The 23,486-nt window shown below is 56.4% G+C and carries 26 protein-coding genes; 13 read left to right on the forward strand and 13 right to left on the reverse strand.

Features of this window, described 5'->3' with window-relative positions:
• Nucleotides 1-598: 598 nt before the first annotated feature.
• Entirely contained in the window at nt 599-964 is a 366-nt protein-coding gene (locus tag WFM49_RS00005) for a DUF4870 family protein (RefSeq protein WP_009459779.1), read from the forward strand.
• 191 nt (nt 965-1,155) lie between these two features.
• Here the strand turns inward: WFM49_RS00005 and WFM49_RS00010 are convergent, their stop codons facing one another.
• The 3 genes from WFM49_RS00010 to WFM49_RS00020 all read right to left on the reverse strand — a co-directional run bounded on the left by WFM49_RS00010 (nt 1,156) and on the right by WFM49_RS00020 (nt 3,584).
• Nucleotides 1,156-1,734: a hypothetical protein gene (locus WFM49_RS00010; RefSeq protein ID WP_336971067.1), complete on the reverse strand. Its 579-nt coding sequence runs from the start codon at nt 1,732-1,734 to the stop codon at nt 1,156-1,158.
• Nucleotides 1,735-1,752: 18 nt separating this feature from the next.
• A complete protein-coding gene (locus WFM49_RS00015; protein ID WP_336971069.1) occupies nt 1,753-3,198 on the reverse strand; it encodes a cryptochrome/photolyase family protein in 1,446 nt (481 codons plus the stop codon).
• 107 nt (nt 3,199-3,305) lie between these two features.
• Nucleotides 3,306-3,584: an SWIB/MDM2 domain-containing protein gene (locus WFM49_RS00020; RefSeq protein ID WP_009459783.1), complete on the reverse strand. Its 279-nt coding sequence runs from the start codon at nt 3,582-3,584 to the stop codon at nt 3,306-3,308.
• Nucleotides 3,585-3,902: 318 nt separating this feature from the next.
• On the opposite strand from WFM49_RS00020, the gene pyrC reads away from it, so the two are divergent.
• Complete coding sequence (pyrC, locus tag WFM49_RS00025; RefSeq protein WP_021446964.1) at nt 3,903-4,961, forward strand: dihydroorotase; 1,059 nt, start codon at nt 3,903-3,905, stop codon at nt 4,959-4,961.
• An 87-nt stretch (nt 4,962-5,048) separates the two neighbouring features.
• On the forward strand, nt 5,049-5,849 hold the full coding sequence (locus WFM49_RS00030) for a hypothetical protein (protein ID WP_336971072.1): 801 nt from the start codon (nt 5,049-5,051) through the stop codon (nt 5,847-5,849).
• Nucleotides 5,850-5,853: 4 nt separating this feature from the next.
• On the opposite strand, the gene ruvB is transcribed toward WFM49_RS00030, so the two are convergent.
• Nucleotides 5,854-6,924, reverse strand: coding sequence for a Holliday junction branch migration DNA helicase RuvB (ruvB, locus tag WFM49_RS00035; protein WP_003803078.1), 1,071 nt, complete (start codon nt 6,922-6,924; stop codon nt 5,854-5,856).
• 201 nt (nt 6,925-7,125) lie between these two features.
• Here ruvB and WFM49_RS00040 point away from each other — a divergent pair, with 201 nt between their 5' ends.
• Nucleotides 7,126-8,085 (forward strand): threo-3-hydroxy-L-aspartate ammonia-lyase, encoded by a 960-nt coding sequence (locus WFM49_RS00040; protein ID WP_009459790.1) that lies wholly within the window; start codon nt 7,126-7,128, stop codon nt 8,083-8,085.
• A 72-nt stretch (nt 8,086-8,157) separates the two neighbouring features.
• Here WFM49_RS00040 and ruvA read toward each other — a convergent pair whose 3' ends face one another.
• The 6 genes from ruvA to WFM49_RS00070 all read right to left on the reverse strand — a co-directional run bounded on the left by ruvA (nt 8,158) and on the right by WFM49_RS00070 (nt 13,471).
• A complete protein-coding gene (gene ruvA, locus WFM49_RS00045) occupies nt 8,158-8,739 on the reverse strand; it encodes a Holliday junction branch migration protein RuvA (protein WP_009459792.1) in 582 nt (193 codons plus the stop codon).
• Between the two features lie 18 nt (nt 8,740-8,757).
• Nucleotides 8,758-9,303 carry a crossover junction endodeoxyribonuclease RuvC gene (gene ruvC / locus WFM49_RS00050; RefSeq protein ID WP_009459794.1) on the reverse strand — a complete coding sequence of 182 codons (546 nt, stop codon included), beginning with the start codon at nt 9,301-9,303 and terminating at the stop codon, nt 8,758-8,760.
• A gap of 1 nt (nt 9,304) precedes the next feature.
• Nucleotides 9,305-10,897 carry a bifunctional phosphoribosylaminoimidazolecarboxamide formyltransferase/IMP cyclohydrolase gene (purH, locus tag WFM49_RS00055; RefSeq protein ID WP_226349516.1) on the reverse strand — a complete coding sequence of 531 codons (1,593 nt, stop codon included), beginning with the start codon at nt 10,895-10,897 and terminating at the stop codon, nt 9,305-9,307.
• A 26-nt stretch (nt 10,898-10,923) separates the two neighbouring features.
• Nucleotides 10,924-11,163 carry a helix-turn-helix domain-containing protein gene (locus WFM49_RS00060; protein WP_003803089.1) on the reverse strand — a complete coding sequence of 80 codons (240 nt, stop codon included), beginning with the start codon at nt 11,161-11,163 and terminating at the stop codon, nt 10,924-10,926.
• A gap of 55 nt (nt 11,164-11,218) precedes the next feature.
• Nucleotides 11,219-12,214, reverse strand: coding sequence for a tRNA dihydrouridine synthase DusB (gene dusB / locus WFM49_RS00065; protein ID WP_021446962.1), 996 nt, complete (start codon nt 12,212-12,214; stop codon nt 11,219-11,221).
• A gap of 96 nt (nt 12,215-12,310) precedes the next feature.
• Complete coding sequence (locus WFM49_RS00070) at nt 12,311-13,471, reverse strand: FAD-dependent monooxygenase (protein ID WP_336971076.1); 1,161 nt, start codon at nt 13,469-13,471, stop codon at nt 12,311-12,313.
• Between the two features lie 126 nt (nt 13,472-13,597).
• Here WFM49_RS00070 and WFM49_RS00075 point away from each other — a divergent pair, with 126 nt between their 5' ends.
• From WFM49_RS00075 to WFM49_RS00090, 4 genes are all read left to right on the forward strand, one after another.
• On the forward strand, nt 13,598-14,047 hold the full coding sequence (locus tag WFM49_RS00075; RefSeq protein WP_250756016.1) for a hypothetical protein: 450 nt from the start codon (nt 13,598-13,600) through the stop codon (nt 14,045-14,047).
• Between the two features lie 340 nt (nt 14,048-14,387).
• A complete protein-coding gene (locus WFM49_RS00080; protein ID WP_003803097.1) occupies nt 14,388-14,723 on the forward strand; it encodes a hypothetical protein in 336 nt (111 codons plus the stop codon).
• A 33-nt stretch (nt 14,724-14,756) separates the two neighbouring features.
• A complete protein-coding gene (locus WFM49_RS00085; protein WP_009460099.1) occupies nt 14,757-15,611 on the forward strand; it encodes a cytochrome c oxidase assembly protein in 855 nt (284 codons plus the stop codon).
• Between the two features lie 17 nt (nt 15,612-15,628).
• Nucleotides 15,629-17,122, forward strand: coding sequence for a M48 family metalloprotease (locus WFM49_RS00090; protein ID WP_336971080.1), 1,494 nt, complete (start codon nt 15,629-15,631; stop codon nt 17,120-17,122).
• Nucleotides 17,123-17,150: 28 nt separating this feature from the next.
• On the opposite strand, the gene WFM49_RS00095 is transcribed toward WFM49_RS00090, so the two are convergent.
• Together WFM49_RS00095 and WFM49_RS00100 are read right to left on the reverse strand one after the other, a co-directional pair.
• The gene (locus WFM49_RS00095; RefSeq protein ID WP_009460098.1) at nt 17,151-18,281 is read right to left on the reverse strand and encodes a YheT family hydrolase; all 1,131 of its coding nucleotides are present in this window, start codon (nt 18,279-18,281) and stop codon (nt 17,151-17,153) included.
• A gap of 66 nt (nt 18,282-18,347) precedes the next feature.
• Entirely contained in the window at nt 18,348-18,560 is a 213-nt protein-coding gene (locus tag WFM49_RS00100; protein ID WP_021446957.1) for a zinc-finger domain-containing protein, read from the reverse strand.
• A gap of 285 nt (nt 18,561-18,845) precedes the next feature.
• Here WFM49_RS00100 and WFM49_RS00105 point away from each other — a divergent pair, with 285 nt between their 5' ends.
• The 3 genes from WFM49_RS00105 to WFM49_RS00115 all read left to right on the forward strand — a co-directional run bounded on the left by WFM49_RS00105 (nt 18,846) and on the right by WFM49_RS00115 (nt 21,357).
• Nucleotides 18,846-19,532: an AzlC family ABC transporter permease gene (locus WFM49_RS00105; protein WP_009460096.1), complete on the forward strand. Its 687-nt coding sequence runs from the start codon at nt 18,846-18,848 to the stop codon at nt 19,530-19,532.
• Nucleotides 19,532-19,867, forward strand: coding sequence for an AzlD domain-containing protein (locus WFM49_RS00110; protein ID WP_009460095.1), 336 nt, complete (start codon nt 19,532-19,534; stop codon nt 19,865-19,867). Before WFM49_RS00105 ends, WFM49_RS00110 begins: the two co-directional genes overlap by 1 nt.
• A gap of 113 nt (nt 19,868-19,980) precedes the next feature.
• A complete protein-coding gene (locus WFM49_RS00115) occupies nt 19,981-21,357 on the forward strand; it encodes a DEAD/DEAH box helicase (protein ID WP_031232711.1) in 1,377 nt (458 codons plus the stop codon).
• Here the strand turns inward: WFM49_RS00115 and WFM49_RS00120 are convergent.
• The gene (locus WFM49_RS00120) at nt 21,337-21,726 is read right to left on the reverse strand and encodes a thioredoxin family protein (RefSeq protein WP_009460093.1); all 390 of its coding nucleotides are present in this window, start codon (nt 21,724-21,726) and stop codon (nt 21,337-21,339) included. The genes WFM49_RS00115 and WFM49_RS00120 overlap by 21 nt on opposite strands.
• A gap of 73 nt (nt 21,727-21,799) precedes the next feature.
• Here WFM49_RS00120 and WFM49_RS00125 point away from each other — a divergent pair, with 73 nt between their 5' ends.
• Complete coding sequence (locus WFM49_RS00125) at nt 21,800-22,618, forward strand: EI24 domain-containing protein (RefSeq protein ID WP_035271921.1); 819 nt, start codon at nt 21,800-21,802, stop codon at nt 22,616-22,618.
• Nucleotides 22,608-23,417 (forward strand): competence/damage-inducible protein A, encoded by an 810-nt coding sequence (locus WFM49_RS00130; RefSeq protein WP_254498900.1) that lies wholly within the window; start codon nt 22,608-22,610, stop codon nt 23,415-23,417. The genes WFM49_RS00125 and WFM49_RS00130 overlap by 11 nt, the downstream gene beginning before the upstream one ends.
• The last annotated feature ends 69 nt before the right edge of the window (nt 23,418-23,486 follow it).

Here is a 23,486-nt window from a genome sequence, read left to right on the forward strand (position 1 = left end):
CCCCCCGCAAGCATCCCTTGCGGGGGTTTTGTTTTATGCGGCGACAAAAGAGCAGGCTACCGGCCTGTCTCGGATTGCTCGAAGGCCTGACCCTGGACCACCCGGTTCAGGCGTACCGCCCCCCATCCTGGCCCGTTCCGGGCTGCGTGTATTCCCTGTTCTTACCGACGCCGATTGGCCTAAGCCTAGTAGGTTGGTCATGGCATCCTGTCCCTGCACAAGAGGATTGGCGTTCAATCCGTCGCTGCTTACCTGTAGGGTGGTCGGTCGTTCCTCTCTTGCTGTACTGACTGTCTGTTGTTGAAACGCGGCGACAGACCACTTCTTCTTCTTCTTCTTCTTCTTCTGCTGCTGCTACTGATTGCTCCGGATAGTGACGCTAATCGGCATGCGCGGTGCCTGCTCTATGAGTGGCCCGCATAGCGCTTGTTTCTTCGGTAACTGCATAGAACGTGACTGGATCATAGAAGCGGCATTTCATACGCCGCTTCTTCTGCCTGGATGGTGGTAGCTCTGCCACTGTCATACGGTTAATGCTCAAAGTATGGGTAAAATAGTTCGGTATAGTTATTGTTAATGCTTGTTTCAGGAGAACCGAATGAATCAGCCCATTAGCCCCGAGCTTGAACCAGGCTTGTCGCTGCGCAAGATTACGCACATCTGCTATGGCTTGTTTTCTTTGGCTATGATCAGTGCAGGTATCTTCGGTGCTGCAGCTGTAGCAGCTGTGATTCTGGCTTACGTCAAACGCGGTGATGCATCGGGCACTATTTATGCCAGCCATCTGGATTGGGTCATCAAGACTTTCTGGTGGGGACTGTTGTGGGTGGTGTTGAGCGCTTTGCTGACGACCATCTTTATTGGTTGGGTAACCGCTCTGGTAGCCATGGTATGGATCATCCACCGTCTGATTAAAGGCTGGTTGGCTTTGGCAGGTGGTCAGGCTCTGGGCCACGACTACTAACGCGATCCCATTTCAGTAGTGTTCTGGCGTAGCCCAGAAAGAAATATTTAAAAGGTGCTCAGATGAGCACCTTTTTTTATTTGATGTTGCTTTGCTTGGGCTTGCTCAGATTTGGCCAGCATCTGCTTGGCTATGCACCCCGGTTCAGGCCCTTGGTCGGTGCGTTTCGCTTATCCCTGTTGAGGAAGACTTTAAGGTGCCAGCAGGTGGATCTGTTCGACATGCATATGATGCAGGCACTCACGCAGCAGCAAGAGATAAATACCCAGGTTTTGATTATTGACCAGCTGATGGATATTTTCCAAAGAGCCCGCGTTGATCATTTTCAGGCTGACCGCTCCTTGGCTGGCTGCTGCATACAGGGTGAACAGGTCGTCAATCATGTCCCGATTAAGAGTGTGCTGCTCGCTGCCTTGGGCATCTGTGAGCCAGACGCCAAGCTCTTCAGCAAACTCCCCAGCGGCAAACACCATGAACTGACGCAGATCCAGGCTGGCTGGCATGATCGCGTCTTCCACGACCTCGATAGCATGTTCCAACTGCGCTGCGCGCGAGCTGGAGTCTGCGAAACAGCTTGCCAAGAGCTGGACGCCACTAAGTTCCGGGAAGTGCTCGGTATGAACAGGGACACCCTTATGAGCCATGCTTATTTCAGCGTGATCGGAGCCGAAATCAAGGATAGCCACTTGTGCTTGAGGATGAGCGGTTTGCAGGTTTTGCAGTAATACCGGGGTACTGGCTGGAGGTGGTGGTCGGGAGCTGTCTGACATAAATATCCTTAAGGTATTTCAATCCGTTTGCTCTTGCTCTCCTGCTTGCTTGAATAGCGCCAAAGCAAGATGCCGTTGTGTGTCGTGATCCACGATGGGGGCCGGGTAATCCTGTCCCAGCCTGAATTCGATAGGAAGCTGCTTGGCCTGCCAGGGGGCATGCACGGCCTGCTTGTCCAGGGAAGCCAGCTCGGGGACATAGCGTCGTATGAATTGCCCATCAGGATCAAATTTACGCGATTGGGTAATGGGATTAAAGATGCGAAAGTAAGGCTGCGCATCGCATCCGGTAGAGGCGGCCCATTGCCAGCCTCCCACATTGGAAGCCATATCGTAATCAAGCAGCTTCTGAGCAAAAAATTGCTCACCCCAACGCCAGTCTATCAGCAAGTCTTTCACCAGAAAGGACGCGCTGATCATGCGTAGCCGGTTGTGCATATAGCCTGACTGGTTCAGTTGACGCATGGCGGCATCCACAATCGGGTAGCCAGTCCGGCCTTCTTTCCAGGCCTGGAACCAGTCTTCGCGATTAGGGAAGGGCAGATCCTTGTAGGCGGGCTTGAAGCTCTCTGTCGCCGTTTCAGGGTGATGCCACAGGAACTGCTGATAGAACTCTCGCCAGATCAATTCGCTCAGCCATGTTGCTGCGCCCTCGGAGTCGCTGGGCCAAGCTAAAGATACCGCTTGGCGGATAGAGAGGGTTCCAAAGCGTAGATGGGGGGCCAGATAGGATACCCCTCGTTTGGCTGGAAAATCTCGGCGCTCCTGGTAAGCGTGGATTCTGGGTTCGAATTCTTCCAGCAAGGTTTGGGCGCCTTGCCAACCGGCGGGGTTCAGCAGTTTTGCGCGAGACTCGTCTTGAAAGCCCAATTGCTCCAAACCAGGCAAGGATTGCTCGGGCAGCGCGGCCCATTGGCCTTGCGAGCAGTCGTATGCTTGCACATTTTCAGATTGGATACGCGCCAGCCAATTGCGCTTGTAGGGCGTAAAAACCGTGTAGGGCTGTTTCTGTTGGGTCAGGATTTCATCCTGCGCAAAGATCACCTGGTCCTTGAACAACTGCAGTTCCATGCCTTGTGAGGATAGAGCATGGCTGACAGCCCGATCCCGCGTGATGGCCGCAGGCTCGTAGTCCTCGTTTGTATAGACGGTTCTTGCATTCAGGCTGAACGCCAATTCTGGAATTTTCTGTACGGGGTCCCCATAAACGGTGATCAGTTCACTGCCATTTTGACGCAGTTGCTCCTGAACCTGTAGCAGGCTGTCGTAGATAAAAGCCAGTCGGACATCATTGGCGGGTAAGGATTGCAGGATGGTGCTGTCAAAGACAAACACACAGGCTACAGGCAGACCACTTTTCAAGGCATGGTGCAAGGCAGCATGATCGTGCAAACGTAGATCACGGCGTAGCCAGCACAAGGCGCGTGGGATTTGAGCGGGTGGGGTAGAGAATGAAATCGACATGAATACGAGAAAGCAGCGGACTTGATGCCGCCAAATGAAAAAAGGGCCGCGGCTGAAAGCTCAGCGGCGCGGCCCGATATTGCCAGAGGTGCCTGGGCACCCCGTGCTTATTTCAGGTGAGCGCTGACCAGCTTGGTCAGTTCAAACATGGAGACCTGGTCCTTGCCGAACAAGGGGCGCAGCTTGGCGTCGGCATTGATGTTGCGACGGTTCTTGGGATCCTGGAGATCGTGTTTCTTGATGTATTCCCAGATTTTCTTCGTAACTTCAGTACGCGGCAGCGCGCCAGAGCCAATCACCGCAGCCAGTGTTGGGCTAGGAGTGAGTGGTTTCATGAAGGCTGCATTGGGTTTGCGGGTAGCAGGCTTTTTTTCAGTGCTGGCCATGAACGGAACTCCTGAGAAACGAGTTGAAGGGGCGGGTTATGCGCTAGGGCACGACTTGTCTGTCAGCATACCGTGATACTCCCTATACGTCCAAGCCCTTTGTGAGCAAGAGCTTTGCGGGTCTGTAAGCAGATTTTCCAGTGTTTACAGGCTGCTGCAACGCACTATGGATTTGGGTTCGGGATTCCTGTGCCAATCATGCGCAGCACAGGTAGCTGTAGCATAATGATGGATTCGGCCTGCTGAAAGGCAATTGTGGCACCTGTTGCTTTATTGACGGTTCAAAGCACGGGCCTTTGTTTGATATTGAGTAAAGATATGAGCCCTACTGTGGATACCCTGGTCATTCGTCGTCCTGATGATTGGCATTTGCACCTGCGCGATGGCGCTGTGTTGGAATCGGTCTTGGGCCATACCGCGGCACAATTTGACCGGGCTATCGTCATGCCCAACCTGACGCCGCCCGTTACCGCAACGGCACAGGCTCTGGCCTACCGCGAGCGTATCCTGGCCGCTTTGGCCAAAACTGAGTACGCTGGCAAGTTTGAGCCTTTGATGACCTTGTACCTGACCGACAATACTCAGCCAGAGGAAATTATCCGCGCCAAGGAAAGCGGAGTTGTGCATGGCGTCAAGCTGTATCCTGCCGGTGCCACCACCAACTCCGACGCGGGCGTGACAGATTTGTTGAAGAACTGTTCCAAGGTGCTGGCCCAGATGCAGGAATCGGGTATGCCTTTGCTGATGCACGGAGAGGTCACAGACCCCAGCATCGACTTGTTCGACCGGGAAGCCGTATTCATCGAGCGTGTGATGATCCCCATGCGCAAGGCCTTCCCCGAACTGAAAGTGGTGTTTGAGCACCTGACCACGGCAGAGGGCGCTGCCTATGTGAGCCAGGCGGAAGGCCCGGTTGCCGCAACCATCACCGCCCATCACTTGCTCTATAACCGTAATGCTTTGTTCCAAGGCGGTTTGCAGCCACACTGGTACTGTTTGCCTGTCTTGAAGCGCGAGAAGCATCGCCAGGCCCTGGTTGATGCTGCCACCAGCGACAGCAATCGTTTCTTCCTGGGTACAGACAGTGCACCACACTCGCGTAGCCGCAAAGAACAAAGTTGTGGCTGTGCGGGCTGTTATACCGCACTGCACGCGATGGAGCTGTACGCATCGGCTTTTGACAAGGCTGGCCGTCTGGATCGCCTGGAAGCCTTTGCCAGCTTGAATGGCCCTGCTTTCTACGGCCTGCCCGTCAATGAAGGAACAATGACCTTGCAGCGCAGCCAGTTCACGATCCCCGAGTCTGTGGAGATGGCCGGTGAGCCATTGATTCCTCTGGCTGCCGGTCAAGCCCTGGACTGGAGTGTGGTGAGCTAAGGATGACAGAAGCCGCCTGGCTCCAGCGTCTTTACTAGCGCTGAGTCAGGCTGCTCTGGACAACTGGTTTCACCGCGAGATACCGTCGTGGAAACTGCTTTTCTTGATGTGGCGTGGTCTGCTTTGGCAGTCCGCATGGCCGCCACCGCTTTGGTTGTTGTTCTGGTGTCGTGGTCAGTGAGCGCATTTGGCCCATTGATTGGTGGTGCTCTGGCGGGTTTGCCCATGGTGTTGGGCCCCGGCTTCTATTTTCTGTCCCAGCAGTTCCCCGCCGATTATGTGCAGCAGGCGGCAACCTATGCCGTGTATTCGCTTAGTGCGACTCAGCTGTTTTTGCTGCTCATCATTGTTTGTGCTCCCACTTTGTCGCCTTGTCGCACCTTATTGTGTGCGGTTGCTGGTTGGGCGGTGGCCGCCTTGCTCTTGTCCTTCATGCCCGTGCAACCTGTGTTGGGGCTGGCTTTGTTTATTGCTGTGACTGCGTTCAGTTTGCGCGTGTCGCGTCGTCTGGCCGGCATGAAAGGGACCAGCAAAGCAAAAGCGGGTTGGGGCTTGCTGATATTCAGAGGGGCTTTGGCAGGACTTCTGGTTGCTATCGTGACCACCAGCAGCTCTTTGCTGGGGCCGAGCTTGTCGGGGCTGATCATGGCTTTCCCCATTGGCTACACCGTGGTCGCCGTGACCATTCACCAAACCTTGGGGGCAGCCAGCTTGGTCGCGACTTTGCGTTCGGCCTTGTGGGGAACAGGCAGTCTGGCGGGGTTTTGCACCACGCTGGCGTTGACCTTCACGCATTTACACTGGCTGACAGCCTTGCTGCTGGCTGCCGCCGTGTCGATTGCGATTACCTTGCTGTTGGTGTTCCGCCCCTGGGCTCGCCGGGGCTAAGCGCTTATTCTGCGTCGAACAGATCCTGACCCTGTGTGTTGCGTGGCGGCGTGAGCCCCAGGTGACGCCAGGTGTTCAGGGTAGCAATGCGGCCTCTTGGGGTGCGTTGCAAAAAACCATGCTGGATCAGATAGGGTTCGATCACATCTTCGATCGTGTCGCGTTCTTCACCAATGGCTGCCGCCAGGCTGTCTACCCCAACCGGGCCACCGTCGAATTTATGCACGATGGCCTCCAGCAATTTTCTGTCCATCAAGTCCAGGCCTTGTGGGTCCACTTCCAGCATGGACAGGGCGGCTTGTGCGCATTCGGTATGGATGATGCCGCCGGTTTTGACTTCGGCGTAATCGCGTACTCGGCGCAGAAGTCGGTTGGCAATACGCGGGGTGCCACGCGAGCGGCGGGCAATTTCGTAGGTGCCTTCATCCGTCGTGCTGACATTCAGTAGCCCGGCACTGCGCGCCACGATATGCGTCAGGTCTTTGACGTCATAAAACTCCAGACGGGACACAATGCCAAAACGGTCACGCAAGGGGTTAGTCAACATGCCGGCACGAGTCGTGGCACCGACCAGGGTGAAGGGCTGCAAATCCAGTTTGACGCTGCGCGCTGCCGGGCCTTCGCCAATAAGAATGTCAATTTGAAAGTCTTCCAGTGCCGGATACAGAATTTCTTCGACGACGGGAGACAGGCGATGGATCTCGTCAATAAACAGGACGTCGTTAGGTTCCAGGTTTGTCAGCAAGGCGGCCAGATCACCGGGGCGCTCCAGCACGGGGCCGGAAGTCTGGCGCAGGTTCACGCCCATTTCATGGGCAATGATGTGGGCCAGCGTGGTTTTACCCAAACCGGGAGGGCCAAACAGCAAGACGTGGTCCAGCGCTTCCTGGCGTTGGCGAGCAGCCGCAATAAAGATTTCCAGTTGTTCGCGCGCCCGAGCTTGCCCGACATAGTCCTCCAGCATCTTGGGTCGCAAGGCGCGTTCGATGGACTCTTCGTTGGGTGACAAGGGTTTGGGCGTAATGATGCGCTGTTCAGAAGGCAGGCTGGAGAGCGAATCGGAATGTATGGCCATGATGACTACGCTGATTGAATATACAGTATGGTACACCAAGCACCCACCGCCTGAGTATCAGGGCACATGGCAGTGTTCATGGAGTGCGCGGGCAAATCGGTCATCCGTAGCAGCCAGGCTGGATTTGTCCGGCCAGCGCTAGGCTGCTTCGCATGGCATCGCGCATAATGTGGGTTGGAGTTTTTAATCGAGATTTTAGCCATGTCCCTGGAATTACCTGATTTTGCTGATGTTGTAGCCGCCGCTGAACGCTTGGCGCCTGTGGCACACCGCACACCGGTCTTGACTTCCGCAACCTTGAACGAGCGCCTGAATGGCGAAGTCTACTTCAAGTGCGAGAACTTTCAGCGTATTGGTGCTTTCAAGTTTCGCGGTGGCTTCAATGCGCTGGCGCAGTTGAACGAGCAGCAGAAAAAAGCAGGGGTCGTCGCTTTTTCCTCGGGCAATCATGCGCAAGCTGTAGCCCTGTCGGCCAAGCTCTTGGGGATACCGGCCACCATCATCATGAATTCGGATGCTCCGGCTGCCAAATTGGCCGCAACGCGTGGCTACGGTGCCAAAGTGATCGAGTACGATCGCTTGACCCAAGATCGTGCCCAAATTGCACAAGAGCTGGTCGAGCGTGAAGGGCTGACCTTGATTCCTCCCTTTGCGCATCCTGATGTGATCGCGGGGCAGGGAACGGCGGCACTGGAGCTGCTTCAGGAAGTGCCGGACTTGCAGCAGTTCTATGTTCCATTAGGGGGCGGTGGCTTGCTGTCGGGCTGTTTGCTGGCCGCCAAGGCTATGGCACCGGCTTGTGAAGTCTTTGGTGTTGAGCCGCAGGCTGGGGATGATGCCCAGCAGTCCCTGCGTAGTGGGGAGATCGTCAAGATTGCTCCGCCTGCATCGATTGCTGATGGGGCGCTGACCCAAGCTTTGGCGCCCATGACGTTTGAGCTGATTCGCAGCATGGTCACAGATATTTTGACGGTGCCTGATACCGAGCTGGTTCAGGCCATGCGTTTCTTTGCGGAACGCATGAAGATGGTTGTGGAGCCTACAGGTTGCTTGGGTGCCGCGGCGGTAATGCGTCAGGGTGATTTGCAAGGCCGCAAGGTTGGCGTACTGATCAGTGGCGGGAATGTGGATGTATCCGCCTTGGGGCGTCTGCTCGCTTGATAAATGGAATAGTTTTTAAAAATCGGGCAGTTCATATGAACGGCCCGATTTTTTATACATAGCAGTGTCGTCTCAAGCGCGTGACAGCGATTTCAGCGCTTGCTTGATCCCTTCTGACACATCAATATCATCTGGCAAGGCTTTGACAGCAACACTGGCTTCCTTGTTGGAGTAGCCCAATGCTTCCAACGCGTGCAGCACATCATCCCGGCTATTGGGAGCGGCGCTGACTGTACCGCCGCTGCCCAGGTCTGCACCCAGCTTGCCACGCAGTTCCAGTAAAAGACGCTCGGCTGTTTTTTTGCCTATGCCCGGAATCTTGACCAGACGGGACGTTTCCTGGCGCGTAATGGCATCAGCCAGTTCTTCTGCACTCATGCCCGAGAGCAAGGACAGGGCGGTGCGGGCACCAATGCCCGTAACTTTGATCAGTGCCTTGAAAGTGCTGCGCTCGTTCAGGCTGGAAAAGCCAAACAGCACGTGAGCATCTTCACGAATAGCCAGATGGGTGAACAGATTGACCTGTGCGCCCAGCTCTGGCATTTGGTAGAGCGTACTCATGGGGACATCGATTTCATAACCGACCCCACCCACATCCACACAGATGGTAGGTGGTTGTTTTTCGATCAAGGTACCCCGGATGCGACCTATCATGACGTTCCTTCTGGAGAGTTAACCCAAGATCCGGCCAGCGCGAATGCGACGGCGCGGCCCGGTGGTGATGGCTCCGCCTTTTTGCAGGCCGCCCACCACACTGCTGTGATGAGCATGGCTGATGGCGCAGGCCAGGGCATCGGCCGAGTCCGGTGCGGGCAGGCCGTTCAGCTGCAAGAGCCGCTGGACCATCAGCTGGATTTGTTCTTTGGCAGCATGGCCACTGCCGGTGACGGTTTTCTTGATCTGCAACGCTGTGTATTCATGTACATCCAGCCCGCCTACGGCCAGCGCACACAAAGCGGCGCCCCGTGCCTGCCCCAGCAAAAGGGTGGAGGCAGGGTTGCTGTTTACAAAGACTTTTTCGATGGCAGAGGTATCGGGCTTGCTTTGCTCAATCACTTCAGTGATATGAGTCAGAATCAGCTTTAGCCGCTCTGCCAGAGGCAGATCAGGCGGGACCACGATGGTCCCGCTGGCCACATAGCGCAAGCTGGGCCCCTGGGCGTCGATCACTCCGAAACCAGTGCGACGCAAGCCAGGGTCTATGCCCAGGATTCGCATATTAGTGACGGAAGTGGCGTGTGCCGGTCAAGACCATGGCAATACCACGCTCGTTGGCGGCGGCAATGACTTCGTCATCACGCACGCTGCCGCCGGGTTGAATCACGCAGGTGGCGCCTGCTTCGGCAACTACATCCAGACCATCACGGAAGGGGAAGAAAGCGTCGGACGCAACAGCCGAACCCTGCAGGGTCAAGCCAGCGTTTTCAGCCTTGATGGAGGCGATGCGGGCAGAGTCCACACGGCTCATCTGACCAGCGCCCACACCCAGGGTCATGCCCTGACCGCAGAACACAATGGCGTTGGATTTCACGTACTTGGCCACGTTCCAGGCAAACAGCATGTCTTGCATTTGCTGGGCGGTAGGTTGTACTTGCGTCACGACCTTGAAGGCTTCGGTGTTGTCGCGGAAGGTGTCGGGCGTTTGCACCAACCAGCCGCCGCCGACACGTTTCACGTCGAAAGCGTTGTGAGCCTGACCGGGCTGAATGCTCAGCACGCGCACGTTCTTTTTCGCGGCAAACACGTCCAGAGCACCTTGCGTGTAGGAAGGTGCCAGCAGCACTTCTACAAACTGGCTGCTGATCGCCTGGGCAGCGGCTTCGTCCACTTCACGGTTGAAGGCAATAATGCCGCCAAAGGCCGACGTTGGGTCAGTTTGGAACGCTTTGCGATAGGATTCCTCGGCGGTTTCGCCCAGAGCTACACCGCAAGGATTGGCGTGCTTGACGATGACGCAAGCGCCCGCGTCAAAGCTGCGGACACATTCCCAAGCGGCATCGGCGTCAGCAATATTGTTGTAGGACAGTTCCTTGCCCTGTAGCTGCTTGTAGCGACCCAGCAGACCTTCGCCAATGGTGCCGTCTGTGTAGAAAGCCGCGCTTTGATGCGGGTTCTCGCCGTAGCGCAGAGTCTGTTCCTGTTTGAGCTGAATGGTCAGCACATTGGGCCAGGTGTTCACTTCGGGGGCGCTGTCCTGGGCAGGCTCGGCCTGAGCCAGGCTGGTGAGGTAAGCCGCAATAGCACCGTCGTAAGCGGCGGTGTGGGCGTAAACCTTGGCGGCCAGTTCCAGACGCAGGCCGTAAGAAGGGTGACCAGCAGGGCCATCCATATCAGCCAGTACGCGTTCGTAATCGACAGGGTCAATCACCACACAGGCGCCGCCTTCAGGCGTACCGTGGTTCTTGGCAGCAGCGCGCAACATGGCGGGGCCACCAATATCAATGTTCTCTACCGCATCGGCAAAGGTGCAACCCGGCTTGGCAATGGTTTCACGGAAAGGGTAGAGGTTGACGACCAGCAGATCGATACGGTCAATGCCGTGCTCTTCCAGAGTCTTCAAATGTTCGGCGCTGTCGCGACGCGCCAGCAGGCCACCGTGAATTTTTGGATGCAGTGTTTTGACACGGCCATCCAGAATTTCTGGCGAACCGGTGTGCTGGGCCACTTCGGTAACTGTCAGGCCAGCTTGGGCCAGCAGCTTGGCGGTGCCACCAGTGGATAAAAGCCGCACTCCGCGTTGGGCGAGTGCTTGGGCAAATTCGACAATACCGGTTTTGTCGGAGACAGAGAGAAGAGCTGTCTGGATTTTCATGGAAGGTGAGACGTGAGAGTTAGGAATCAGGGTTGCAGATTGTGGGCACTGAGCTTCTTGCGCAAAGTACTACGCGTGATGCCCAGCATTTCTGCGGCCTTGGATTGGTTGCCCGCGGATTTCTCCAGGGCAACTTGCAGGACAGGCCGTTCCACGCAGGAGATGACCATCGACAACAGATCGCGTGGCTCGGATTCGCCCAGATCGGCGAAGTAGCGTTCGAGGCGTTCACGTACGGACTGTTCTAGTGGGTTGGTCGTTGACATTTTTTTCTGAAGGTATACGTAGTACTTAAATACAAAAGAGCCACACAGCTGTCTGTTATTGCAGGTAGGGCTGGTCCAGGTCGCATTCTTGAAACCAGTGAGTAATGGCTTCTAATTGATCTGCACAGTTTTCGATACGATTAATCTGGTCCAGCCAGTGTCGGGAGTCCGGCATATCCGACAAATACCAGCCTATATGCTTGCGGGCAGTACGTACTCCAGTGTGCTGCCCATAGAAAGCGTAATGGTCTTGCAGGTGTTCGATCATGCAATCGCGCAGTTCGCCGAAGGTGGGGGCTGCACGATGTTCGCCATGTTCGAGGTAATGCAGGATTTCCCGGAAAATCCAGGGTCGTCCTTGCGCGGCTCGACCGATCATGACGGCATCCGCTCCGGTGTACTCTAGTACGAATTTTGCCTTTTCGGGACTATCGATATCCCCATTGGCGATGACCGGAATAGAGAGGCTGTTTTTGACTTCGCGTATGGTGTCGTATTCGGCGTGGCCCTGGTAGAAGTCGCAGCGGGTGCGGCCATGCAGGGTCAAAGCGGCGATGCCGATATCTTCGGCCAAGCGGGCAATACGAACAGCATTGCGCGATTGCGCATCCCAGCCGGTGCGGGTCTTGAGTGTAACCGGAACCTGGTAGGGAGTACATGCCTTGACAACGTGTTCAAGGATTTCAATGATGCGTGGCTCGTCACGCAAGAGGGCGGAACCCGAGGCCACGTTACAGACTTTTTTGGCCGGACAACCCATATTGATATCAATGATGCGAGCGCCTTTGCTGATATTGAACACAGCGGCTTCGGCCATCATTTCAGGGTCTGAACCGGCAATCTGTACAGCTACCGGATCCGCTTCACCCTCGTGATTCAGACGTCGTGATGTTTTCACGCTGTCCCACAAGCGCTTGTTGCTGGCGGCCATCTCCGAGACGGCATAACCGGCGCCCAGCGTCTTGCACAGACGACGGTAAGGTCTGTCTGTTACTCCAGCCATGGGGGCAATGAAAATAGGGTTAGGAAGGGTCCAGGGGCCGATACGCATGGGGAAGATTTTAACCCTGCGACACGGGTTCGTGGGCAAGGACTTACAAGAAGAATAAGGGGTGGCCCCGCATCGGGGCCTGTAACGCAGGTGGGCCTAGGCGCGCATTCCTTGCAGCAGCTGTCGGGCAAATGGCTGACGGGCGAAGGGCAGGGTGTCCATGGCCAACAGTCCCAGACCACATGCATGCTGGATCAATGGATTCCTGGTGGCGAACAGACGCGGCAAGGTATCGGTGATTGCGGCAGTCAACCAGCGATCCGGGCGGCGCAGACGAGCGTAACGAGCCAAAAAGGGATCGGGGTTCTGGCTGCAATCGGCTTGCCAGGCGGCCAGACACTGTGACAATTGTGCGACATCACGCAAGCCCAGGTTCAGACCCTGACCGGCAACCGGGTGCAAGGTCTGGGCGGCATTGCCCACTGCCAGCAGGCGTTCGGACAAGCGACTGGGACCAGCATGAAAGGCAAGCGGGAAGATGTGGCGCTTGGAGACCAGCTCCAGATGTCCTAGGCGCTCTCCAAAGGCTTGCAGCATGGCGGCCTGGAACTCTTGAACAGGCAGTTCGGCCAAGGATTGGCTGCGTTCCGGGCTATTGCACCAGACAATCGCGTACAAGTCAGGAGCATCAGGGTGGGGCAGGGCCGCAAAGGGGCCGTGTTCGGTAAAGCGCTCGTAGGCCCAGCCGGTTTGAGGCTGGCTGGCGCGCACCGTCGTCAACAAGGCGTGTTGACCGTAATCGCGTCGCACGCCGGTAGGGCGGACGCCATCACACTGTACGGCAATCAAGGCTGTGGCTTGACCCGCATCGTGGTCGACCAGAATCTGTTTGGGGGCGGAGTGGGTACGGGCCTCCTGAGCGGGCAGCAGCGTGACGCCGCTGTCCCGGAACCGGGCATGCAGGGCCCAGAGCAAATCATCGTAATGAACCACGGCGCCAAGGTCAGGTACACCCAGTTCGTCGGCTTGAATCAGACAACGGCCCAGACGTCCTTTTTGGGAAACATGCACGGTGCGCATCAGGGCGGCGCGCTCGGGCCAGGCTTTGAGCTGATTCAGAATCAGGCGACGGCTGCCGTGATTGAGGGCCAGGGTGCGTGGATCGCCCTGGGCATGTTCGGTACTGGCCAGATTGAAGTTTTTCCCCAGAACGGCAATGCGTGACGGGCTTGGGTGCTGGGCAGCCAGCATTAGCGCCAAAGATGCGCCTACGGGACCGGCGCCACAAATGGCGATGTCGTAGTCGGTGGCATTCATGGGGGACCTCATGACGGCAAGGAAGTAATTCAGGTATTGTACGGGAAGGTGGCTGTCAAATTGGCTTTAAGCAAATGACAGCTGTGCGCAATGGCTGGCAGCACAAGCCCGGATTGGATGCCCTGCATGTCTCAGCAGACTTTGTCATTTGAACAGACCAAACCTTTTCGCCATAAAGTCACCGCTGCGTGGCTGTCTCTTCTATTAGGTGTGGTGGGCGCACAGCACCGCTATCTGGGCAGACGTTTTTGGTATGTCCCTTTGATGTTTACCAGCCTGGCCATTCTGGGAACGCTGATGTTTCAGCAGGGGCTGGATTCGTTATTCCCCAATTTGCTGATCTTGCCGGTCAGTGCCGGGATTATCGAGGCCGTGATTCTGGCGCTGCGTAGCCCCGAAAAATTTGACGCGCTCTACAACCCCCAAAGCGAGCAACACAATCAGCATGGCTGGCCCAGCGCCCTGGCAGCGGTGGTCTCGACGGTTGCCTTTGCCAATATCAGCCTGTTCTGGCTGGTACATATCATCATGGCCTTTTATCGTTATATGGGCTGGCTGGATCTGTCTGTGTATTAAACACATCAAGTGCCTTGTAAAGTAAAGGTTTTTCACAGGCCTGCCCTTGTGGCGAGGGCTTGCGCACGTTACAATACGGGTTCTTTAGTTTTATAGGAGCTGTGTGGTGAATCCCGACCCCGGCGACAGTGCTAGTCGATCTATGTTCGACCTATCTATGTCCAGGCGCGTTCAGGCCCGCTGATTCCTTCACAGCTTGCCGCGTCCTGGAAATTTCAGGGCGTGGTGTCTCAGGCGGCTGTTCTGCTGCCTCAAATTCCCCGCCATTTCATTCTCTAGAAAGCCTTTGGCTTTCCGAATCTTGATGTGTTGCAACTTTTATGTGCAATAGGGGGAATGTATGCGTATTTTCGATCTCTTTTTGCGCCGTGCCGGCATCCAGGCTTCTGCCCTGCGTGCTCGTGCCCCTTTGTCCGTCTCCCGTTTGACGGTTGTCTGCCCTCGTGGCGATCTGGCCCAGATCCGGCGTCGTATTTACTCGGACCTGAATACCGCGGGCATCCGCGTGGCCAATGTGCAGGTAGACCATTCCGATACGCACGATACGGCGTGCGTGACCTTGACTTGCCCGCCTGAGCTGCGTGCAGAACTGATGCAGCGTGCCCGACTGATTCGGGATTATCCCGGTGTGCTGAATGTGAAGTGGGCAGGGCGGGAGCGTATTGCTATAAACTAAACCGCAACTGGATTTGTTGCGGATGGCGCTGCTATGTCCTTGCTCGACTGGCTGACACCTTGGGAGTTTTCTCCTGTTCTGCTTTTGACCTTCTTGCTGGTCATCGCTTTGTACGTCCGGGGGCGGCAAGTACACCGCCCCAATCTTTTGCGCCAGTCCTTCTTCTGGATTGGCCTGATTCTCCTCTACCTTTCCTTGCACACGCGCCTGGACTATTACGCCGAGCGCATGTTCTTCATCCATCGGGCCCAGCATTTGATCTTGCATCATCTGGGCCCCTTGTTCCTGATGGGTGCCTATCCCGGTCAAACCTTGCGTGCGGGGCTGCCGTTGAGCTGGCGGCGGGCTTTGGCTCAATGGTTGCGCCGACCCAGTGGCCGACGTGTTCAGGCTGTCCTGACCAACCCGATACTGGTCGCCTTTCTGTTTGTTTTCCTGGTCCTGATCTGGATGCTGCCTACGGTGCAGTTCTATTCCATGCTGGACTGGCGTTTGTACCGTTTGATGAACTGGTCTGTGGTCATCAGCGGGATCATGTACTGGAACCTGATTCTGGATCGTCGGCCTTCACCACCGGCCCGGCTGTCGGTGGGTGGGCGTATACTTTCGCCGGTTATTACGATGGTGCCACAGATGATTGTGGGCGCCATCATCACATTTACTGAATATGACCTTTATCCGATTTTCGATTTATGCGGTCGTGCCATTCCGGGTATGGATGCGCTGGCTGATCAGGTCATGGGTGGCCTGATTATGTGGGTGCTGGCCGGTCTGGTTGAAGTGTTTGGCCTTTTGTATGCCTTGGGCACCTTGATGCGCCTGTCAGCGCGTCACCGTTTGCCAGAATCTCGCAAGCGGACAAGCGCTATGATGGTCAGGGCCAATTGATTTTGTCGGGAGTATCCATGCAGTTTAAACCCGCCCGTTCCGCGCTTTCTCTATGTCTGGCTTTGTCGCTGGCTTTCGGTTCAGTGTTGCCTGTGCAGGCGCAGCCTGTGGGCATCCCTTCAATGGGAGCAGCTTCGGGTGCCGAGTTGTCTCCGGCTTTGGAGCGGACTTTGGGCAATGCCATCATGGAGCAGGGCAGGCGTTCACCCGACTATGTCTCGGACCCGGACATCAATCAGTATTTGACGGATATGGGCCGCAAGCTGGCCCAGTACGGTCCTGCCATGGCGCAGCCAGTGACGGTATTTGCCCTGCGTGATAGCAGCATCAACGCCTTCGCCTTGCCCGGTGGCTATATCGGTATTCATAGCGGGCTGTTCACGGCTTCACAGTCCGAGTCCGAATTGGCCTCGGTGCTGGCTCACGAAATTGCCCACGTAGCGCAACGTCACGTTGCTCGCGGTATTACCCAAAGTGCGCAAAGCAACCATTTGCTGATTGCTGCTCTGGCCGGAGCCTTGTTGGGGGCCCTGGCGGGCAGTGGTGACCTGGCGATGGGGGCGGCTGCTTTCGGACAAGCAGCGGCCGTGGATAGGCAGCTGGGTTTTTCTCGTCAAGCCGAGCAAGAGGCTGACCGCGTCGGTTTCGAGATGCTGCTCAAGGCTGGTTATGAGCCACAAGGCATGGTGCAGATGTTTCAGCGTCTGGCCGCGGCTTCGCGTCTGAATGAGCGCGCGACAGCCAATGAGTACGCCAGCACTCACCCCATGTCTCAGCAGCGTGAATCGGACATCAGTAACCGGGTGCGCGGTCTGCCAGCCAGTAATTATCAGGACACCCCTTCGTTCTGGTATATCCGTGCGAAGTTGATGGTGATGCAGGCTGGGGGTGGGCAGTCCTTGCGTGTTCTGGAGCAGGCGCTGCAAAGCACGAACCAGTCACAAAGTGATCTGGAGCGCTCTGCGGCGCAATACGGTCTGGCCTATATTGCGCAAGGCCGTCAGGATTATGAACAGGCTCGTGCGCATCTGACCGAAGCGCGGGGACAGGGCAAATTCCAGGCTCCGGAGCTGGATACCCTGGGTATACGCATTGCGATTGCCGATCGAGATGTGCAAGGTGCTTTGAATTTGGCCAAGCAGGCCTGGCAGCGTTGGCCCAAGAGCCAAGGGGTGGCTTTGGCTTATGTGCAGGTCTTGCAGCAATTGGGGCAAAACGATCAGGCGCAGGCTTTCTTGATGGAGCGTATCAAGCAATGGCCTGATGAACCCCAGCTGCATCAGTTGCTGGCACAAACCTATGATCGTTTGGGCGACGGTGTAAAGGCCCGACGTGCCATGGCTGAGTACTATCAATTAGTGGGGGCTCTGCCTACCGCTGTGGAGCAATTGCAGCAGGCGCGCAATTTGACCCAGGACTTCTATCAGCAATCCGAGTTGGATACGCAGATTCGTCAATTGCGTGAACGTGTGGAAAGTGAGCGTATCTTGCTGGAGCGTTTCCGCTCCTGATGAGCCCGCAGGCCCGCTTTAGCCAATCTTAGCTATTGGTTTCAAAGAAGCGGGCCAGTCTTGCGGGTAACCAACCCATATTGCCGGGGATGCTGCCCGTGATGAAACCGACGTGCCCGCCTTCGGCAGGTTGATGCAGCAGGATGGAGTCCGAGCAGTCCTGAATGGTCGGCAAGCTGGCATGCGGCACGAAAGGATCGTTGCGAGCATTCAAAACGAGCGTAGGGATTTTGATATTGCGCAGCAAAGGCTTGCTGGATGCGCGCGTCCAGTAATCCAGCGCATGGCTGAAGCCGTGCATGGGCGCGGTATAAATGTCGTCGAAGTCGCGTATGGTGCGGGCCTGATTCAAGCGGGCAGTATCGACCATGCCTGGAAAACGGTGGGTCTTGTCCTGCAGCTTGCTGCGCATGCTTTTCAGAAAATAGGGCGAGTAAAACCAGCGGCCCATTCGGGATTCGGACAGGTAGCGGCCGCAAGCGACCAGATCCAGTGGTACCGAAATGGATGCACATGCCTGCAACCAGGACACTTCATCACCCGCTTCCCCCAAATATTTGAGCATGGCATTGCCGCCCAGCGAGGTGCCGGCTACGTGCCAGCGCACATTGGGCAGATGGCCTCGAACCGTATTCAGGATAAAGCTGATTTCTTCCGAGTCACCCGAGTAATAGGCGCGTGCCATGCGATTCGGGAAGCCCGAGCAGCCCCGGAAATGAGCGACCACCACAATCCAGCCACGGGCGCGGAAGTACTGGGCGATTGCCTGGATGTAATGGCTGCGGCTGCTGCCTTCCAGCCCATGAAACAGAACCAGGGCATGGGTATCGGCCGTGCTGGGCAGGCTGTCCCAATCCTGGGGCTGCATCCAGCGACGGGCGGCGGTGCGGGATAAGTGGGCGTCGGGTTGGGCGGTGGCACCGTTGGCCAGCTTGTCGGCAAACAGACCAGGCCCGGTCCAGTCCAGGTCCAGGAAGTCGCCATCGGGTGTATCAATCCTTTGACGGACAAAGGCGATATGGTGATGGCGGGCAAAAAATGCCCCATGAATGGTCTGTATGTGTCCGCCAGGTAACCAGGCGGGCAGGGGGCAGGCGCTGGCATCCAGACGGGCAACCGTATCCGCATGACGCCAGGGTTGCGCGTCAGCTCCGGGCACAGGGCCCGGCTCTATCGCATTGCCAGAGGGGGGAGCAGTGGGGTCCAACGAAGCCAGATTCAGAAATTAATGACCGTGAACTTTCTCGCCTTCTTTCAGGCGGTAGCGGGCACCACAGTAAGGGCAAGCGGCTTCGCCGGTCTTGCTGATATCGATATACACGCGGGGGTGCATGTTCCACAGTGTGCCACCTGGACGGGGGCAGTGCACGGGCAGATCGTCGGCTCCGACCATAATCAGTTCGTGATCTGCTTTTTTAGGTTCGATAGCGGCGCTCATAAGGTTCCTGATAACAATGAGAGAGGTAAGAATACCGTGCACGCAACGGCGGTGCCGAACTTTACGTGCGTAGACTAGCGATTGTAGCAAGACCCGGCCTGTTTTTTCTTGACCTTATCAACAGAGCAAGATGTTCGTGCCTCGGTTTTGCTTCTAGAATAAGAAAAATCATAAGCAAAGCTGCCGCCGCTGTTTACAGCTTGCGGGCAGCACATCTCAGGAGACGGCGTGTCAGCCATCACAAGATTATCGGCCTTGTTGCCTAGTGCACAGGATCGTGTACACATGCGCGCCGGTTTCATCGACTTCATTCCCGCCTTGATTGCCACTGTGGTCTGGGGCTTTGTAACGGGCGTGGCCATGGTCAAGTCCGGCTTGAGCGGGTTTGAGGCCACCTTGATGACCTTGTTTGTGTATGCGGGCTCGGCCCAGCTGACGGCCTTGCCGCTGATCGAGTCCCACGCGCCCTTGTGGTTGATTTTCACTGCCGGGTTCATCGTCAATATTCGCTTCATTATTTTTGGAGCGGCCTTGCAGCCTTTTTTTCGTCATCTGAGCTGGAAGAAACGCCTGGGCCTGGGCTATATCACCAGTGACATGGTGTTTGTGCTGTTCATGTCCAAGTATGGCGACTCCAAAGAGCGCGGCTCTCGCGAGCATCTTTGGTATTACCTGGGAATCATCCTGCCTGGTTGGCTAAGCTGGCAGATTGCCTCCTTGTCAGGCATTGTGCTCAGTGCCTATGTGCCGCCTTCCTGGTCGCTGGAGTTTGCGGCCATTCTGGCCCTGCTGGCGCTCCTGATTCCCTTGGTCAACAACCGTGCCATGTGGGCCTGTTTGATTACGGCCAGCGTGATTGCATGGGTCGGACAGGCGCTGCCCCTGCGTTTGGGGCTGGTGGCAGCGGTGCTTGGCGGAGTGCTGGCTGGCGTGGCGGCAGAACAACTGCAACGGCATAGGGATGCACGGTGATGAGCGATTGGCAGTATGATTGGTACGTTTTGGGTGCAATCGCCCTGTTGGTGTTGTGCAGCTTGCTCACCCGCTCCGGCTATTTCATGTTTGGTGATTTGCTGCCCCTGACCGAACGTATGCGGCGCGCCTTGCGCTTTGCTCCGGTAGCTGCTCTGGCAGCAATCATTATCCCGGAACTTTTGCCTTGGGCTTACGGCGACACCCCCCGATTGGATATTAAAGCTCTGGCCAGCCTGGTGGCTGTGCTGGTGTTCATCCGTACCCGTAACGCTGTTTGGGTAATCGTGGCCGGGATGGTGGCGTTCTGGCTGATACGTGCCGTGATGCCATAAAATCCTGACCCGAGTACTGACATGCCCGTGACTGCTGTGAGGCAGGCGGGCATAAGTTAAAATAGGATTGTTACAAATGCTTGCCACTGGTGGCAAGCCGACTTTTTGCGTACATGACAGATAAAACTCCTTCGACCCCCAATGACCTTACGTTTGCTGATTTCGGTCTGCACCCTGGAATATTAAGCGCCGTTACCGAGGCGGGATATTCCAAGCCTACGCCTATTCAGGCCGAGGCGATTCCCGTGGTGCTGGCCGGCCGTGATGTCATGGGGGCAGCCCAGACGGGTACAGGTAAGACGGCAGCCTTTTCCTTGCCTATCCTGAATCGTCTGATGGCGCACGCCACGACCAGCGCTTCGCCCGCCCGCCACCCGGTGCGGGCTTTGGTGTTGACACCAACACGCGAGCTGGCCGACCAGGTGGCCGAGAGCATTGCGCTCTACAGCAAATCGGTCCCCTTGCGCTCGACGGTGGTGTTCGGTGGTGTGGATATTGGTCCGCAAAAAGAAGCCCTGCGCCGTGGTGTTGAAATTGTCATCGCCACCCCAGGTCGTCTGCTTGATCACATTGATCAGCGCACGATCAACTTGAGCCAGGTCAGCATTCTGGTGCTGGATGAGGCTGATCGCATGCTGGATATGGGCTTCCTGCCCGATCTGGACCGTATTGTGTCCTTGCTGCCCAAGAATCGTCAGGGCCTGTTGTTCTCGGCGACGTTCAGCAAGGAAATCCGCAAGCTGGCCCGCAACTTCCTGAATGATCCGGTCGAGATCGAAGTGGCTGCCCGTAACGCGACCGCATCGACAGTCACCCAGGTGGTGTACCCCATGTCGGCGGACGAGAAGCGTCGTGCCGTGGCGCATCTGATCAAGACCAAGAAGCTGACCCAGACTATCGTCTTTTCCAATACCAAGATTGGTGCTGGTCAACTGGCCCGCTATCTGGAGCGTGAAGGCATCAAGGCGGAATCCATCCACGGCAATAAAAGCCAGCTGGAGCGCATGAAGGTATTGGACGCCTTCAAGAGCGGCAGTGTGGATGTATTGGTGGCAACCGATGTGGCCGCCCGTGGTCTGGACGTGGCCGGTATGCCCTGCGTGATCAACGTGGACTTGCCGTACAACGCTGAAGACTATGTGCACCGTATTGGCCGTACTGGTCGTGCTGGCGCCTCGGGTGAAGCCATTGCCCTGATGGCTCCTGATGAAGAGCATTTGCTGCAAGAAATTGAGAAGCTGATTGGCACGTCTGTGCCACGTCTGAAGCTGGATCTGCCAGCGGCTGCCTCCTCGTCCCGTTCCGGTTCCAACCGTCACGAGCGTGGCGAGCGTCGTTCGTATCAGTCGAACACGCCACCCGTGGATGAATTTTTCCTCAAGCCTTACGAGCCATCGACCGCTGCTGCGCCCAAGCCAGCGGTGACGACTCCTTCCAATACAACGCGCAAGCGTTCGGTGGGTGTGCTGTTAGGCGGCGGCCGCTACTAAGGCGCGCAAATCCCCAGGCCCGGCATCAACGACCGGGCTGCGTTCGGAGATGCTGTGCACCAGACGCTCCAGATGTTCGATATGAGGCAGCATGGGACCGTAGAAAACGGTCCCATTTTCGTTCTGGATCAGCAGCGTGGGGAAATCTTCAATATCTTCATCGCCCACTAGCTCGGGCTGCTCTTCAATATCAATCCAGATCAGGCAAGCCTGGGGAAACTGTGTGGCCAAAGCCTCAAAAGCGGGTTGATACTGCTGACAGGTTTTGCACCATTCGGCGCAGAAACAGGCAATCAACAAAGCATCGGGTTCGGCTTGCAGGTGGGCCGCCAGGGCGGTCAGATCGTGTTGGGCGTTGAACAAGGCCATAATTTCATACAGACAAAAAGAAGCGACTGTGTCTATGATACTCGGGTAATCGATTTTGCTTAGCAGGAGCAGTATGTCCGTATCTTCGTCTGCCCCATCGCGATCGGGCCCTGCTGGCGGTTGGGCCAGCATCTCCATCGCCTTCAAGCGTTCTTTGGTGTCGCAATTTCAGCCACGCATGCTGGTGGCCCTGGTCATGCCTTTCCTGATCATGTTTGTGGGCCTGATTTTACTGAGCTGGCTATTGTGGACCCCTATTCAGACCTGGTTGCTGGAGCTGCTGGGGGGCTGGAATGCCTTTGAATCCGTGGATCAGTGGTTGGTGGGCTTGGGCCTGTTCTCGCTGAAAGTGTATCTGGCGCCCTTGTTGGCTTTAGGCATTTTGTTGCCTCTGGCCGGTGTGTTGGGCCTGATTATTGCCGCTGTGCTGGTCATGCCTTTGGTCCTGGGCCATTTGCAGCAGAAAGACTATCCCGATCTGATCAAGCAAGGCCACAATGCCACGGTCTACAGCGTCTGGAACGCGGTGTGGGTGGGAACCTTGTTTGTAGTGGGTTGGCTGGTCACCTTGCCGTTATGGATTTTTCCTCCTTTTGCGCTGATTTTGCCCGTGCTGTGGTGGGTTTTTGCCCTGACGCGCATGTTGCGGGTGGATTCCCTGGTTGAGCACGCGAATGTGCAAGAGCGCAAATATCTGTGGTCCCGTCTGAATAGCCAGTACTGGTTGATCGGTCTGATCTTTGCCCTTTTGAACCTGATTCCACCGGCCTGGCTGGTCTTGCCTGTGTTCTCGGCTCTGGTATTTGCCCACTTCTCTTTGGAAAATCTTCGTCGCCTGCGCCAGCACGAGGCAGCAGCGGCTTCTACTACGCTTATTGACCATGACAACTAAGGATCAAGCCATTATTCGTCTGATTATTATTGGCGACGAAATCCTGTCGGGACGTCGCTACGATAAACACTTTTCAAAACTGATCGAGCTGCTGGGGGCCAGGGGCTTGCAGCTGGGAGGCGCCCAGATCATCCCTGATGACCTGGATACGATTGCCGCCACCCTGGAGCGCAGTTTTGCGACGCCGGATATTGTGTTTTGCTGTGGTGGGATTGGTGCGACACCGGATGATCAAACCCGCCAGGCGGCGGCCAAGGCTTTGGGTGTGGAGCTGAGGCTGCATCCCGAGGCCGCAGCCTTGATTGCTGAGCGCTGTGCTGAAAATGAGCGTAATGGCGTGGGTAGTGCGGATATGTCCTTGCCCGAGAACCAGCAGCGCCTGCAGATGGGTGTGTTCCCGGTGGGTGCCGAAATTGTGCCCAACGTCTACAACAAGATTCCCGGTTTTTTCATTCACAATCACACCTTCATGCCGGGTTTTCCTGTGATGGCCTGGCCCATGATGGAGTGGACGCTGGATACTCGCTATCGGGAACTGCACCATCTGGCTCATCGAGTCGAACACTCTTTCCTGGCCTTTAACTTGCCAGAGTCGCGTATTACGCCGGCCATGGAGCATGTAGAGCTAAATTGGCCAGGTGTGAAAGCGTTTAGCCTGCCCAGCGTGGGGGAAGCGGGCGGACAGCCACATATTGATCTGGGCGTTAAAGGGGAGCCGGAACCAGCGGCAGAGGCCTTGGCCTATTTGCGCCAGCAGGTGCTGGACTTGGGTGGGAGCTTGAGCCCTGCGCTAAAATAGCGCTTGCCAAGCGCGCGACCATTTCATATTATGGAATTTGTTGCGTTGCATCATAATTCTCCTAATAAT

This window comes from Alcaligenes sp. PF14, from assembly GCF_037150615.1.
GTDB lineage: Bacteria > Pseudomonadota > Gammaproteobacteria > Burkholderiales > Burkholderiaceae_B > Alcaligenes > Alcaligenes phenolicus.